Annotated in this window: 11 protein-coding genes and 1 tRNA gene; all 12 read left to right on the forward strand. The window is 54.9% G+C overall.

The genetic code is table 11. The annotated features are described in order from the left end of the window. Positions 1–179 precede the first annotated feature (179 nt). The 12 genes from TH30_RS21645 to fusA all read left to right on the forward strand — a co-directional run bounded on the left by TH30_RS21645 (position 180) and on the right by fusA (position 15,686). Positions 180–255 (forward strand) — tRNA-Trp (locus TH30_RS21645). A 51-nt stretch (positions 256–306) separates the two neighbouring features. Next, the gene (secE, locus tag TH30_RS21650; RefSeq protein ID WP_040824880.1) at positions 307–504 is read left to right on the forward strand and encodes a preprotein translocase subunit SecE; all 198 of its coding nucleotides are present in this window, start codon (positions 307–309) and stop codon (positions 502–504) included. Positions 505–506: 2 nt separating this feature from the next. Beyond that, the gene (nusG, locus tag TH30_RS21655) at positions 507–1,037 is read left to right on the forward strand and encodes a transcription termination/antitermination protein NusG (protein ID WP_114100155.1); all 531 of its coding nucleotides are present in this window, start codon (positions 507–509) and stop codon (positions 1,035–1,037) included. Positions 1,038–1,141: 104 nt separating this feature from the next. After that, the gene (rplK, locus tag TH30_RS21660) at positions 1,142–1,570 is read left to right on the forward strand and encodes a 50S ribosomal protein L11 (protein ID WP_114100156.1); all 429 of its coding nucleotides are present in this window, start codon (positions 1,142–1,144) and stop codon (positions 1,568–1,570) included. 4 nt (positions 1,571–1,574) lie between these two features. Then, entirely contained in the window at positions 1,575–2,273 is a 699-nt protein-coding gene (rplA, locus tag TH30_RS21665; RefSeq protein ID WP_114100157.1) for a 50S ribosomal protein L1, read from the forward strand. A 282-nt stretch (positions 2,274–2,555) separates the two neighbouring features. Beyond that, the gene (rplJ, locus tag TH30_RS21670) at positions 2,556–3,074 is read left to right on the forward strand and encodes a 50S ribosomal protein L10 (RefSeq protein ID WP_114100158.1); all 519 of its coding nucleotides are present in this window, start codon (positions 2,556–2,558) and stop codon (positions 3,072–3,074) included. Between the two features lie 55 nt (positions 3,075–3,129). Next, on the forward strand, positions 3,130–3,507 hold the full coding sequence (rplL, locus tag TH30_RS21675) for a 50S ribosomal protein L7/L12 (RefSeq protein ID WP_114100159.1): 378 nt from the start codon (positions 3,130–3,132) through the stop codon (positions 3,505–3,507). A 379-nt stretch (positions 3,508–3,886) separates the two neighbouring features. After that, positions 3,887–8,053, forward strand: a complete 4,167-nt coding sequence (rpoB, locus tag TH30_RS21680; RefSeq protein WP_114100163.1) for a DNA-directed RNA polymerase subunit beta — start codon at positions 3,887–3,889, stop codon at positions 8,051–8,053. A 108-nt stretch (positions 8,054–8,161) separates the two neighbouring features. After that, positions 8,162–12,355 carry a DNA-directed RNA polymerase subunit beta' gene (rpoC, locus tag TH30_RS21685; RefSeq protein WP_114100160.1) on the forward strand — a complete coding sequence of 1,398 codons (4,194 nt, stop codon included), beginning with the start codon at positions 8,162–8,164 and terminating at the stop codon, positions 12,353–12,355. A gap of 370 nt (positions 12,356–12,725) precedes the next feature. Continuing rightward, positions 12,726–13,097 (forward strand): 30S ribosomal protein S12, encoded by a 372-nt coding sequence (gene rpsL, locus TH30_RS21690; RefSeq protein ID WP_007092427.1) that lies wholly within the window; start codon positions 12,726–12,728, stop codon positions 13,095–13,097. 12 nt (positions 13,098–13,109) lie between these two features. Next, positions 13,110–13,577 carry a 30S ribosomal protein S7 gene (gene rpsG, locus TH30_RS21695; RefSeq protein WP_114100161.1) on the forward strand — a complete coding sequence of 156 codons (468 nt, stop codon included), beginning with the start codon at positions 13,110–13,112 and terminating at the stop codon, positions 13,575–13,577. 27 nt (positions 13,578–13,604) lie between these two features. Beyond that, complete coding sequence (gene fusA / locus TH30_RS21700) at positions 13,605–15,686, forward strand: elongation factor G (RefSeq protein ID WP_114100162.1); 2,082 nt, start codon at positions 13,605–13,607, stop codon at positions 15,684–15,686. The last annotated feature ends 68 nt before the right edge of the window (positions 15,687–15,754 follow it).

Here is a 15,754-nt window from a genome sequence, read left to right on the forward strand (position 1 = left end):
GCGGTCGTACCGTCGGCGCGGGCGTTGTTGCGAAAATCATCGAATAATTTTTAAGATTTTGCACGATTGAGTGCTTGATCTTGGATGTGCGGGCGGCTATAAACCGCCCGCACACCCCACCACCCGGGTGGGGATGAGCCAGAAAGAAGATAAGCTTTTCAACTTTCTGACGATCTTGTAGGAGTGTAGCTCAGTTGGTAGAGCATCGGTCTCCAAAACCGAGTGTCGGGGGTTCGAGTCCCTCCTCTCCTGCCAATTTTTTCCGGGTCGTGAAACAAAGCATTAGAAAGCGGTGTAACCCCGACAATGGCTAAAACGTCGCCAGCACAATTCGTACAGCAGGTCCGCTCAGAGGCAAAGAAAGTCTCTTGGCCGTCCCGCAAGGAAACGACTGTTTCGACCATCATGGTTTTTGTGATGGTTGCTTTGGCGTCGGTTTTCTTCTTTGTTGTCGATCAGCTCCTCGCTTGGGGTGTTAAGCTGGTCTTTGGGGTCGGGGGCTGATTATGGCACATCGCTGGTACGTACTGCACGTTCACTCCGGATTCGAAAAGAAGGTCGCCCAGTCGATCCGCGAACAGTCCATCAAGAAGGGTCTTGAGGGCGAAATCGAAGAGGTCCTGGTTCCGACTGAAGAAACAGTCGAGATGCGTCGCGGCGCCAAGGTCAATGCCGAGCGGAAGTTTTTCCCGGGCTACGTCCTGCTGAAGATGGAACTCACTGACGAAAGCTGGCATCTGGTCAAAAATACCGCAAAAGTTACCGATTTCCTTGGTAGCCGTGGTAAGCCGATGCCGATTTCCGAAAAGGAAGCTCAGCACATTCTGCATCAGGTGCAGGAGGGTGTTGACCGTCCGAAGCCGACCATCGCATTCGAGGTTGGCGAGGAAGTTCGTGTTTCTGACGGACCGTTTGCTTCGTTTAACGGTGTTGTCGAAGGGGTTGATGAAGAACGTGCGCGCCTGAAGGTGTCGGTTTCGATCTTCGGTCGTTCAACTCCGGTCGAGCTGGAATACACCCAGGTCGAGAAGCTTTAAAAACGATCTTGAAAATTTAAGTCGCTGCCTGTATACGCAGGCAGCATTCAAGGCGCGGGAGGTCAGCCATGGCCGGACCGCGCGCTTCTGTAAGAGGTACTCTAATGGCGAAGAAAATCGACGGCTATATTAAGCTGCAGATTCCCGCCGGCAAAGCCAACCCGTCGCCGCCCGTCGGCCCGGCTCTTGGTCAGCGCGGCGTGAACATCATGGAATTCTGCAAGGCGTTTAACGCTGCTACCCAGCAGATGGAACCAGGTATGCCGATTCCGGTCGTCATCACCGTTTATTCCGACCGTTCCTTCTCGTTCGTATCCAAAACCCCGCCCGCATCCTACTTCCTGAAAAAGGCAGCAGGTATCGCCAAGGGTTCCGGCACCACCGGCAAAGGTTACGTTGGCAAGGTTACCAAAGCACAGGTCAAAGAAATCGCAGAAGCCAAAATGGCTGACCTCAATGCATTCGACATTGACGGCGCGATGGCTATGATCGAGGGCTCTGCCCGTGCTATGGGTCTCGAGGTTGTGGAGTAAGACGATGGCCAAGACTGGTAAACGCCTTGCCCAGGCCTATGAGGGCATCGACCGTAACACCCAGTACGATCTGGTAACTGCCGTAAAGATCGTCAAAGAAGGTGCAAAAGCAAAGTTCGATGAAACCATCGAATTCGCAATGAACCTTGGTGTTGATCCGCGTCACGCTGACCAGATGGTCCGTGGTGTTGTTTCCCTTCCGCATGGTACCGGTAAAACCATGCGCGTTGCAGTCTTCGCAAAAGACGCAAAAGCAGAAGAAGCACAGAAAGCTGGTGCAGACGCTGTTGGCGCAGAAGACCTGATGGAAGCAATGCAGAAAGGCGATCTGAACTATGATCGCGTTATTGCGACCCCGGACATGATGGCTGTTGTCGGTCGTCTCGGTAAGGTTCTCGGCCCGCGCGGCCTGATGCCGAACCCGAAACTCGGCACCGTTACCATGGATGTTACAACCGCAGTTTCCGACGCTAAAGCTGGCCAGGTCCAGTTCCGCGCCGAGAAAAACGGTATCGTACATGCAGGTATCGGCAAGGCTTCGTTCAGCGAAGAGCAGATCGTCGAGAACGCAAAAGCATTCGTCGATGCGATCGTAAAAGCAAAACCGACCGGCGCAAAAGGTACCTACCTGCAGCGCGCGGCGATCAGCTCCACCATGGGTGCTGGCGTCAAGCTGTCGGTTGCTGACATCGCGTCGAAATAAGAATTTTCGAATTCTGACCGATCTTAGGGTCGGTCAGGACCGGAGAGGGCTCTAGGCCCTCTCTACCTGTCTGTCCCAGACTGCAGGTGAGTGAAATCAATCACTCTTAATTCCCTGCATAGGCAGAGGTTCCGGTACTTAAGTTTTTCCCCGAACGGGGCATCACACAAGGCTTGAACATCTGGCAAACGGACGGGCGTCACAGACCGGTTCGAAAGGACTGGTCGCGTCTGTGAACCTCCTTGTGGGGTTCAGGGCAATAAGCAATGTCGGAGACTAAAAGTGAACCGCGATGATAAACAACAGTTCGTAGCAGAGATGCGCGAAGTGTTCGAAGGTGCGGAAGGCGTCATCGTCACCCAGTACAAAGGGCTGACGGTTGCTGAAATTACCGCTCTTCGTGCGCAGATGCGTGAATCTGGTGCGGGCTTCAAGGTCACCAAAAACCGGCTTACGCGACTTGCTCTGGAAGGCACCAAATTTGCTGGTCTTGCAGACTACTTCACCGGCCCGACCGCGATTGGCTATTCAGCTGATCCGGCTTCGGTCGCAAAAGTAGCCTCTGAGTTCGCAAAATCCAACGACAAGCTTGTTCTTGTTGCTGGTGCCATCGGCGAACAGATTCTGGACGAGCAGGGCGTTAAAGCTCTGGCAGAACTGCCGTCGCTGGACGAACTTCGTGCGAAACTGGTTGGTATGATCCAGACCCCGGCACAGCGTATCGCTACGCTGACCTCCAAGCCGGCGGCTCAGATCGCCCAGGTGCTGAAGGCATATGCCGACAAAGGCGAAGCCGCGTAAACCAAATTATCCAGATATCACTGATATCTAAGTTCAAGCCTAGGAGTAATACAAAATGGCCGATCTTAAGGCACTCGTTGAAGAGCTTTCCAAGCTCACCGTTATTGAAGCTGCAGAACTTTCCAAAATGCTCGAAGAAGAGTGGGGCGTTTCCGCCGCTGCTCCGGTAGCTGTTGCTGCTGCTGGTGGCGCTGCTGCCGGCGGTGCTGCTGCTGAAGAAAAAACCGAATTCGACGTTATCCTCGCTTCTGCTGGCGACAAGAAAATCAACGTCATTAAAGAAGTTCGCGGCATCACCGGTCTTGGCCTCAAAGAAGCCAAAGACCTGGTTGAAGGCGCTCCGAAAGCCGTCAAAGAAGGCGTTGCTAAGGACGAAGCCGAAGCAATCAAGAAACAGCTTGAAGAAGCTGGCGCAACCGTCGAACTCAAGTAATCGACGGCTTCTTGCCAAGGTTTGGGTCGGCGTCCTCTGGGCGCCGGCCCTTCCGTCTCTGTGCACCCCGGCAATAGGGCCAAGGACTGTGCAGAGGCGCGAACAGGAATTTAACGGTTGACGCTGCCAAAGGTAATCGTACATAACGTAAGGCCGTTTAGGTCAGAGGTTATCTTTGACGGCGTCGACAGCCGAGGGATCAGTGATCTCAATCAAGTTGGATGTCAAAACACATCCACGGTCATAATCAAGTGAACGCCCGCCCCGTACGGGGCTCGGGCGTCGTTGTGCTGTATGCGTTTTGCGCAAGTCGGAAACGCAGCAGGGCAGGGACGAACGAGTTCGGACGGTGTGGGGAGGCGCGATTAAAGGAACGATGATGGATAAGTCCTTTACTGGTCGAAAGCGCATCCGCAAAAGCTTTGGACGGATCAGCGAAGTCGCTCCGCTCCCGAATCTCATTGAGGTTCAAAAGAATTCCTACGACAAGTTTTTGCAGACCGGGACCCCGCAGGAGCAGCGGGACGATGCAGGTCTCCAGGAAGTGTTCAAGAGCGTCTTTCCGATTAAAGATTTTTCGGAACGCGCAACTCTTGAATTCGTTTCGTATGAGCTTGAGCAGCCGAAATACGATACCGAAGAGTGTCGCCAGCGTGGCATGACCTTTGCCGCACCGCTGCGCGTAACGCTGCGCCTGGTAGTATGGGATATCGACGAGGACACGGGTGCCCGTTCGATCCGCGATATCAAGGAACAAGACGTGTATATGGGCGATATGCCGCTCATGACCGAACACGGTACTTTTATCGTGAACGGCACCGAGCGCGTGATCGTTTCTCAGATGCACCGTTCGCCGGGCGTCTTCTTTGACCATGACAAAGGTAAGAGCCACAGCTCGGGCAAATATCTGTTTGCCGCGCGTGTGATTCCTTATCGTGGCTCGTGGCTCGATTTCGAATTCGACGCAAAAGACATTCTTTATGTCCGTATCGACCGTCGCCGCAAACTGCCGGCGACCACGCTGCTTATGGCTCTTGAAAATGAAGAGTCCGAACAGCTGCGTGCACAGCGTGCCGAAGAAGGGCGTTCTGTCGATCCGTCGGAAATCGAAGGCCTGACCCCGGAAGAAATCCTCAACTATTACTATGAGTCGGCTGAATACCGCCGTACCGCAGATGGTTGGGTAACCGATTTCAACGCAGACCGTTATATCGGCCAGAAGCTGGTTCACGATCTTGTTGATGCCAACAGCGGCGAAGTTGTTGCAGCAGCCGGTTCGAAAATCACCAAGCGTTCTGCTGCCAAAATCACCGAGCAGGGCGTCAAGGAAATCATCGTTCCGGAAGAGCAGCTTAACGGCTGGTTCATGGCAGATGACCTCATTGACGGCGAAACCGGCGAGATCCTGGCAGAAGCCGGTCACGAACTGACCGAAGGTGTGTTCGAGCAGCTCAAGGAATGGGGTGTAGATTCCGTTCGCTTGCTGATGATCGACCACAACCAGGTTGGTCCGTATCTGCGCAACACCATGGCACTGGACAAGAACAGCAACCGCGAAGAAGCCCTTGTGGATATCTATCGCGTCATGCGCCCGGGCGAGCCGCCGACCCTCGAGGGTGCGGAAGCCATGTTCAAGGGCCTGTTCTTCGATGCAGAGCGTTATGACCTTTCCGCGGTTGGCCGCGTGAAAATGAATGCGCGTCTGAACCTCGAATGTGCAGACACTGTTCGTATCCTGCGTCGTGAAGACATTCTGGAAGTCGTCCGCGTTCTGATCGACCTGAAAGACGGTCGTGGCGAAATCGACGATATTGACCACCTTGGCAACCGTCGTCTGCGTTCGGTTGGCGAGCTGATGGAAAACCAGTTCCGCGTTGGTCTTTTGCGTATGGAACGTGCGATCCGCGAGCGTATGAGCTCGGTCGAGATCGACAACGTCATGCCGCATGACCTGATCAATGCGAAGCCGGTTGCGGCTGCTGTTCGTGAATTCTTCGGCTCCTCGCAGCTGTCGCAGTTCATGGACCAGACCAACCCGCTTTCGGAAATTACCCACAAACGTCGTCTTTCGGCGCTTGGTCCGGGTGGTTTGACCCGTGAGCGTGCAGGCTTTGAAGTTCGTGACGTTCATCCGACCCACTATGGTCGTATCTGCCCGGTTGAAACGCCGGAAGGTCCGAACATTGGTCTGATCAACTCGCTGGCGACCTTTGCCCGCGTCAACCAGTACGGCTTCATTGAAAGCCCGTACCGCAAGGTTGTCGACGGTAACGTCACCGCAGAGGTTATTTACCTCTCGGCGATCGAGGAAGGCCGTTATGTCATCGCACAGGCGAACGAACCGCTTAACGATGACTTCAGCTTTACCAACGAACTGATCAACACCCGTAAAGCCGGTGACCACTATATGGCCCGCTCCGAAGAGATCGACCTTATGGACGTCTCGCCGAAGCAGCTGGTATCGGTCGCATCCGCGCTCATTCCGTTCCTTGAGAACGATGACGCGAACCGCGCACTGATGGGGTCGAACATGCAGCGTCAGGCGGTTCCGCTGATCCGCTCTGAAGCTCCGTATGTCGGTACCGGTATGGAAGTTCCGGTGGCACGTGATTCGGGTGCAACCCTGATCGCACGCCGTGACGGTGTTGTTGAATCCGTTGACGCGACCCGTATGGTTATCCGCGCAACTGGTGACATTGCTGCTTCGGAATCGGGTGTCGATATTTACACCCTGCTGAAATATCAGCGTTCCAACCAGGGCAGCTGCATCAACCAGCGTCCGCTGGTGAAAGTTGGCGATGTGGTCCAGAAGGGCGACATCATTTCGGATGGTCCGTGTACCGATATGGGTGAACTGGCTCTGGGTCGTAACGTGCTCGTCGCGTTCATGCCTTGGAACGGTTACAACTTTGAGGATTCTATCCTTCTGTCCGAGCGTATCGCCCGTGATGACGTTTACACCTCGATCCACATCGAGGAATTCGAAGTCATGGCCCGCGATACCAAGCTGGGTCAGGAAGAAATCACCCGTGATATTCCGAACGTCGGTGAAGAAGCGCTCAAAAACCTCGACGAGGCGGGCATTGTCTACATCGGTGCGGAAATCAAACCGGGCGATATCCTTGTCGGTAAGGTAACGCCGAAGGGCGAAAGCCCGATGACGCCGGAAGAAAAACTTCTGCGCGCCATCTTTGGTGAAAAAGCATCCGACGTCCGTGATACGTCGCTGCGTGTCCCGCCGGGACAGTTCGGTACCATTGTTGAAGTCCGCGTGTTCTCGCGTCGTGGCGTCGACAAGGACGAACGTGCCCTGGCAATCGAGCGTTCGGAAATCGAACGTCTCGCACAGGACCGTGACGATGAGCGCGCCATTCTGGAGCGCAACTTCTATGGTCGTCTGAAAAACCTTCTGCTTGGTCAGCAGCTCGTTGATGGTCCGAAGGGCCTGACGGGCGAGATCACCGAAGACAGCCTGTCGGGTGTCGCACGTGGTCTGTGGCGTCAGATCGCCGTTGCTGATGACAATGTCATGTCTGACATCGAAGCTCTGAAAAAGCAGTTCGAGGAATCGATCGCTGTTCTTCAGGCTCGTTTCGACGACAAGGTCGACAAGCTGCAGGCTGGTGACGAACTGCCGCCGGGCGTGATGAAGATGGTCAAAGTCTTTGTTGCGGTTAAACGTAAAATGCAGCCGGGTGACAAGATGGCCGGCCGTCACGGGAACAAGGGTGTCGTATCGCGCATTATGCCGGTTGAAGACATGCCGCACCTCGAAGACGGTACGCCGGTCGATATCGTTCTGAACCCGCTGGGCGTTCCGTCGCGTATGAACGTCGGCCAGATCCTTGAAACCCACCTTGGCTGGGCTTCGCGTGGTCTTGGCGAACAGATCGGCGAACTCGTCGATGCTGTTGCTGACGGTCGTGGCGAGATGGATGACCTGCGTAGCAAGCTTAATGATGTCTATGAAGGCGAAGAATACATCGCCGGCATCAAAGAACTCTCGGATGGTGAAGTCATCGAGCTTGGCAACAACCTGCGTCGCGGCGTTCCGATGGCCACCCCGGTCTTCGACGGCGCACGTGAGCCGGATGTTGTTCGTATGCTTGAAAAAGCCGGCCTTGATGGTTCTGGCCAGGTCGACCTCTATGACGGTCGTACCGGTGAGAAATTCCATCGCAAGGTGACAGTGGGCTATATCTACATGCTCAAACTGCACCACCTGGTCGACGACAAGATCCACGCACGTTCGATTGGTCCGTACTCTCTTGTTACCCAGCAGCCGCTGGGTGGTAAGGCGCAGTTCGGTGGCCAGCGTTTCGGGGAGATGGAAGTTTGGGCACTCGAAGCTTACGGTGCTGCTTACACCCTCCAGGAAATGCTTACGGTCAAGTCGGATGACGTTTCGGGCCGTACCAAGGTTTACGAAGCCATTGTTCGTGGGGAAGACACCTTCGAGGCAGGCATTCCGGAGTCGTTTAACGTTCTTGTTAAAGAACTCCGTTCGCTTGGTCTCAATGTCGAACTTGAGCAGAACGAATACTAAGTGTTTGGCTGACAGGGGTGCCCATCCGGGCATCCCGGTCGCCAATTCGCATCTTTCGGCCTGAAATTGGCGAAACCCGGCGAGACCGGGCATAGCGGGAGAGCCTTTATGAACGAGTTGATGAAGATCTTCGGGCAGCCGCAGGGCACCCAGAGCTTCGATCAGATCCGGATTCAGATTGCCAGCCCGGAGCGTATCCGCTCCTGGTCATTTGGTGAAATCAAGAAACCGGAGACCATCAACTACCGGACCTTTAAACCGGAACGCGACGGTTTGTTCTGTGCGCGCATTTTTGGTCCGGTGAAGGATTACGAATGCTTGTGCGGCAAGTACAAGCGTATGAAGTATCGCGGCATTATCTGTGAGAAATGCGGCGTTGAAGTGACTCTGGCCAAAGTACGTCGTGAACGTATGGGTCATATCGAACTGGCGGCACCTGTTGCCCATATCTGGTTCATGAAGTCGCTTCCGAGCCGTCTCGGTCTGCTGCTGGACATGACGCTCAAGGATCTTGAGCGCATTCTGTACTTCGAAAACTATGTGGTTATCGAACCGGGCCTTACCCCGCTGAAAATGGGTGAGCTCCTGTCCGAAGACCAGTATATGACTGCCCAGGAAGAATATGGCGAAGACAGCTTCCGTGCCGGTATCGGTGCAGAAGCCATCCGCGATATGCTTGCGGCAATCGATCTTGATGAAGAACGCGAAACCGCGAAAATCGACCTCAAGGAAACCAATTCCGAAGCCAAGCGCAAGAAGCTGGTCAAGCGTCTCAAGCTGATTGAGGCCTTCCAGGAATCCGGCGCGCGCCCGGAATGGATGATCCTTGAAGTGATTCCGGTCATCCCGCCAGAACTGCGTCCGCTGGTTCCGCTTGATGGTGGCCGTTTCGCAACGTCGGATCTGAACGACCTTTACCGTCGTGTCATCAACCGTAACAACCGTCTGAAGCGCCTGATCGAGCTTCGTGCGCCTGATATCATCGTGCGTAACGAAAAACGTATGCTTCAGGAATCGGTTGATGCGCTGTTTGACAACGGCCGTCGCGGTCGTCCGATCACTGGTGCCAACAAGCGTCCGCTCAAATCGATGTCGGATATGCTCAAAGGCAAACAGGGTCGTTTCCGTCAGAACCTTTTGGGTAAACGCGTCGACTATTCCGGTCGTTCCGTTATTACCGTGGGTCCGAACCTGAAACTGCATCAGTGCGGTCTGCCGAAGAAAATGGCGCTCGAACTGTTCAAGCCGTTCGTTTACGCGAAGCTGGAACTGTACGGGATGGCCACCACCATCAAGGCTGCAAAGCGCATGGTGGAAAAAGAGCGTGCCGAAGTTTGGGATATCCTCGAGCAGGTTATCCGTGAACACCCGGTCATGCTTAACCGCGCACCGACCCTGCACCGTCTTGGTATCCAGGCGTTCGAACCTACCCTGATCGAAGGTAAGGCCATCCAGCTGCACCCGCTCGTTTGTACTGCGTTTAACGCGGACTTCGATGGTGACCAGATGGCTGTCCACGTACCGCTGTCGCTTGAAGCCCAGCTTGAAGCACGTACCCTGATGATGTCGACCAACAACATCCTTTCGCCGGCTTCGGGTAAACCGATCATCGTGCCGTCGCAGGATATTGTCCTTGGTCTGTATTACATCTCCATGGAACGTGACGGTCAGCCGGGCGAGGGCATGTCGTTTGTGAACATCGCCGAGATCGAGCAGGCTCTGGATGAAGGTGTTGTAAACCTGCATTCCAAGGTTAATGCCCGTTATCACACGGTTGATGAAAACAACGAACCGATCACCGTTCGTGTTGCCACGACCCCGGGCCGCATGTTGCTGTCGGAACTTCTGCCGCGTCATCCGCGCATTCCGTTCTCGACCATCAACAAGCTGCTGACCAAAAAAGACGTCTCGAACGTTATCGATGTCGTTTACCGTCACTGTGGACAGAAAGAGACTGTTATCTTTGCTGACCGCATGATGGGCCTTGGTTTCAACTGGGCATGTAAAGCCGGCATTTCGTTTGGCAAGGATGACATGATCATTCCTGATGCCAAGGAACCGCTGGTGGGTGGTACCCATGACAAGGTCAAGGAATACGAGCAGCAGTACCAGGACGGTCTCATCACCCGTGGTGAGAAATACAACAAGGTTGTTGACGCCTGGGCGCAGTGCACCGACGACGTTTCCGAAGCGATGATGAAAGTCATCTCGGCGACGGCAGAAGGTGACAATGTGAACTCGGTTTACATGATGGCGCACTCCGGTGCTCGTGGTTCTGCCGCCCAGATGCGTCAGCTGGCTGCTATGCGCGGCCTGATGGCGAAACCGGACGGCTCGATCATCGAGACCCCGATTATTTCGAACTTTAAAGAAGGCCTGACCGTGCAGGAGTACTTCAACTCCACTCACGGTGCTCGTAAAGGTCTTGCCGATACCGCACTGAAAACGGCGAACTCGGGTTACCTTACCCGTCGTCTCGTTGACGTGGCCCAGGATTGCATCATCACCCAGCATGATTGCGGTACTGATCGTGGCCTCGACATCGCAGCCGTCGTCGATTCCGGTGAAGTTATCGAAACGCTGTCAGATCGTATCCTCGGTCGTTTCACCGCTGACGAGATCGTTGATCCGTCAACCGGCGAAATCATCGTACCGAAGAACGAGATGGTTGAAGAAGATCACCTCGATATCATCGAAAAAGCCGGCGTCGAAATGGCCCGCATCCGTTCTGTTCTGACCTGTGACGCCGAAACCGGTGTTTGCGGTCATTGCTACGGTCGCGACCTCGCGCGCGGTACGACGGTGAACATCGGTGAAGCTGTCGGTGTTATCGCCGCACAGTCGATCGGTGAGCCGGGTACCCAGCTGACCATGCGTACGTTCCACATTGGTGGTGCGGCACAGCGTGGTGCAGAGGTTTCCGGTGTCGAAGCGAACTTTGATGCGACGGTTAAACTCAAAAACCGTGCAGTCGTTGCGAACTCGGCAGGCGTCAATATCGTTATGGCGCGTAACCTTGAGATCCTTCTGATCGACAAAACCGGTCGCGAGCGTGCGAAATATCGCGTTCCGTACGGTGCAAAACTTCTCACCGATGAAGGTGCGCAGGTAACGCGCGGCCAGAAACTGGCCGAGTGGGATCCGTACACCCTGCCGATCATCACCGAGAAAGAAGGTTATGTGAACTATGTCGACCTTCTCGAGAACGTAACCATTCGCGAAGTCTATGACGAAGCGACCGGTATTGCCTCGAAAACGGTTATCGACTGGAAGAGCATGCCCAAGGCGTCCGACCTTAAGCCGCGCGTTACCCTGCGTAACGAATCCGGCGAGGTCATCAACCTGGATAACGGTCTTGAAGCCCGTTACTTCCTGTCGGTTGACGCTATTCTCTCGGTCGAGAACGGTCAGAAAGTTCATGCTGGTGACGTGCTTGCACGTATCCCGCGCGAAGGTTCGAAGACCCGTGACATCACCGGTGGTCTGCCGCGTGTTGCCGAGCTGTTCGAAGCCCGTAAACCGAAAGAACACGCAATCATCTCGGATATTCCGGGTCGCGTCGAATTCGGCAAGGACTACAAGAACAAGCGTCGCGTCATCGTTCATCCGCTCGAGGACTCGGGCCTGACCGAACCGGTCGAATACCTGATCCCGAAAGGCAAGCATCTTGCCGTTCAGGAAGGGGACTTCGTCGAGAAGGGCGATCAGCTCCTTGATGGTTCGCCGGTTCCGCACGATATCCTGCGTGTTATGGGCGTCCCGGCACTGGCAGATTACCTGGTCAACGAGATCCAGGAAGTCTACCGCTTGCAGGGCGTGAAGATTAACGACAAGCACATCGAAGTCATCGTTCGCCAGATGCTTCAGAAAGTCGAGATCACCAAACCGGGTGACACGACTCTTCTGGTTGGCGAGATCATTGACCGCGTTGATTTCGATGCCGAAAACGATCGTGCGCTTAAAGACGGTGGCGAACTTGCAGAAGGCGCTCCGGTCCTCCAGGGGATCACCAAAGCCTCGCTGCAGACGCATTCCTTCATCTCGGCCGCGTCGTTCCAGGAAACCACGCGCGTTCTTACCGAAGCAGCTGTTTCGGGCAAAACCGATACTCTTATCGGTCTGAAAGAGAACGTCATCGTGGGTCGTTTGATCCCGGCTGGTACCGGTGCGGTGATGAACCGCTTCCGTGCACTGGCTGCCGAACGCGACAAATCGGTACAGATCGAGGCAGAAGAGGAAATCGGCGACAACTTTGGCCCGCAGGCCGATGCCGATACCACTTCACTGCCGGCAGGCGAATAAGCTCGTCGCGCCAGACAGTTAAAGAATCAGAGGCGAACCGGAACTCTTATCGACGCACCGGTTCGTCTCGGCGTTTGAAGCGCCAACTCGAAGGTCCACATGGTTTTGCTTGACGCAAAAGGGGGCCGTCACTAGTATGCGCCCACCGAATCTAGGGGGGTGTAACTGTGCCGGTGCCGTTTTGTGCGGTAGCGGGCGGTTTTCGCCCCCCATCGCTTGAGTGCGACTCTGACGGCCGTCGAGGCAGGAACTCCTGCATCTATGGGCGTCCGCGCGTGTTTCCGTACTTGTGCGGAGACGCGTGGTCGCTCGTCGTGCGTCGATAAGAGCAGCGCCCTAGTGGCGTCCGTTGAAGTAAAAGGGAAAGTTAATGCCCACTATTAACCAGTTGATCCGCAAGTCGCGGACTCCGCGCACCCAGCGCGATATGGTTCCGGCACTGGAAGCATGCCCGCAGAAACGCGGCGTTTGCACCCGTGTCTACACCACCACCCCGAAGAAGCCGAACTCGGCACTTCGTAAGGTTGCTCGTGTCCGTTTGACCAACGGCTACGAAGTTACCTCCTACATTCCGGGTGAAGGCCACAACCTGCAAGAGCACTCTGTCGTGATGATCCGCGGCGGCCGTGTAAAAGATTTGCCGGGTGTTCGTTACCACATCATTCGCGGTACCCTCGATACACAGGGTGTCAAAGACCGTAAGCAGCGTCGTTCGAAATACGGCGCGAAGCGTCCGAAATAAGGAGCAGCTCAGATGTCACGTCGTCACGCTGCTGAGAAGCGCGAAGTTTTGCCTGACGCCAAATATGGCGATAAGGTTCTCACCAAGTTCATGAACGGTCTTATGCTCGACGGTAAAAAATCTGCCGCCGAAAAAATCGTTTATGGTGCTCTGGAAGTTATGGAAAGCAAGGGTGCAGACCCGGTTGCTCAGTTCCACGAAGCAATGGATAACGTGAAGCCGAACGTAGAAGTTCGCTCGCGCCGTGTTGGTGGTGCTACTTACCAGGTTCCGGTTGAAGTTCGTTCCGAGCGTCGTCAGGCTCTGGCCATTCGTTGGCTGGTTGACGCTGCCCGCAAGCGTTCCGAAACGACCATGATCGGTCGTCTCGCCGGTGAATTGATGGATGCTGCCAACAACCGTGGCACCGCCGTCAAGAAGCGCGAAGACACCCACCGTATGGCCGAAGCCAACAAGGCTTTCGCTCATTATCGCTGGTAATTCAGACCTCAAGATCAAGAGTCGATTATGGTTCAACGTACTCCGATCTCTCGGTATCGCAACATCGGCATCATGGCTCACATTGATGCTGGTAAAACAACGACCACCGAGCGAATCCTTTTCTACACCGGCAAGTCCTACAAAATCGGCGAAGTCCATGACGGCGCCGCTACGATGGACTGGATGGAACAGGAACAGGAACGCGGCATTACGATTACGTCTGCTGCGACGACCTGCTTCTGGAACGACCACCGTATCAACATCATCGATACCCCGGGCCACGTTGACTTCACCATTGAAGTTGAACGTTCGCTCCGTGTTCTTGATGGTGCCTGCGCTGTTTTCGACGCCGTTTCCGGCGTTGAGCCGCAGACCGAAACCGTGTGGCGTCAGGCTGACAAGTACAACGTTCCGCGTATGTGCTTCGTCAACAAGATGGACCGTACCGGTGCAGACTTCTTCCGCTGCGTCGAGATGATCAAGGAACGTCTTGGTGCCAATGCCGCTGTCATGCAGCTGCCGATTGGTTCCGAGATGGAATTCGAAGGTGTTGTCGATCTCGTCCGCAACAAGGAAATCGTCTGGAAAGACGAATCCCTTGGCGCAGAATTCGAGTATCGTGACATCCGCGATTCCCTGAAAGACCAGGCTGAAGAATACCGTGAAGCTCTGATCGAACAGGCTGTTGAGTGCGACGAAGCTGCAATGGAAGCTTACCTCGAAGGCGAAATGCCGTCCGAGGAAGTTCTCAAGAAATGCATCCGTAAGGGCACCATTGCTGGCGATCTCGTTCCGGTTCTTCTGGGCACTGCCTTCAAGAACAAGGGCGTTCAGCCGCTTCTTGATGCCGTCATCGATTACATGCCGGCACCGGACGACATCGACGACGTTCGTGGCGTCAAGCCGAACACCGAAGACGAGCCGGACTCCCGTCCGCTGACCGACGAAGCACCGTTCTCGGCGCTCGCGTTCAAGATCATGTCTGACCCGTTCGTCGGCTCGCTGACCTTCATTCGTATTTATTCGGGTGTTCTGGAAGCTGGTTCCTACGTTCTCAACTCTGTTAAAGAGAAAAAAGAACGTATCGGCCGTATGCTTCTCATGCATTCGAACAACCGCGAAGAAATCAAATACGCTTGCTCTGGCGACATCGTTGCTCTGGTTGGCATGAAGGATACCACCACTGGTGATACCCTTTGTGATCCCTCCAAGCCGATCATCCTTGAGCGTATGGAATTCCCGGATCCGGTTATCGAGATCGCTGTAGAGCCGAAATCGAAAGCCGACCAGGAGAAAATGGGTCTCGCCCTTGCACGTCTTGCACAGGAAGATCCGTCGTTCCGCGTTAAATCCGACCACGAATCCGGCCAGACCATCATTTCGGGTATGGGCGAACTTCACCTCGACATCATCGTCGATCGTATGAAGCGTGAATTCAAAGTCGAAGCAAACGTTGGTGCGCCGCAGGTTGCTTACCGCGAAACGATCTCGAAAGAAGTCGATATCGACTACACCCACAAGAAACAGTCGGGTGGTTCGGGTCAGTTCGCGCGTATCAAGCTCACCTTCACCCCGGGTGAACCGGGTACGGGCTTCGCCTTCACCGATACCGTCGTTGGCGGTAACGTTCCGAAGGAATACATCCCGGGTGTTGCCAAAGGTCTCGAAAGCTCGCTGCAGAGCGGTGTTATCGCAGGCTTCCCGGTAACCGACTTGTCGATCAAGCTGACCGACGGTGCCTACCACGACGTTGACTCGAGCGTCATGGCCTTCGAAATTGCTGCTCGCGCAGCATTCAAAGAAGGTCTGTCAAAAGCTTCTCCGAAGCTGCTCGAGCCGATCATGAAAGTCGAAGTAGTGACCCCGGAAGAGTATATGGGCGACATCATTGGCGACCTGAACAGCCGTCGTGGCCAGGTTCGTGACATGGACTCCCGTGGCATCGCACGCGTTGTTAACGCGTTCGTACCGCTGGCGAACATGTTCGGTTACGTCAACACGCTGCGCTCCATGTCCCAGGGCCGTGCCCAGTTCGTGATGCAGTTTGATCACTATGCAGACGTCCCGCAGGCAGTTGCGGACGAAGTCAAAGCCAAATCGGCCGGCTAAGGCCAAGCCAGAATAAACGGAGTTAGTAATGGCTAAAGAAAAGTTTGAGCGTACAAAACCGCACGTTA

This window comes from Thalassospira profundimaris (assembly GCF_003326795.1).
Taxonomy (GTDB): Bacteria; Pseudomonadota; Alphaproteobacteria; order Rhodospirillales; family Thalassospiraceae; genus Thalassospira; species Thalassospira profundimaris_C.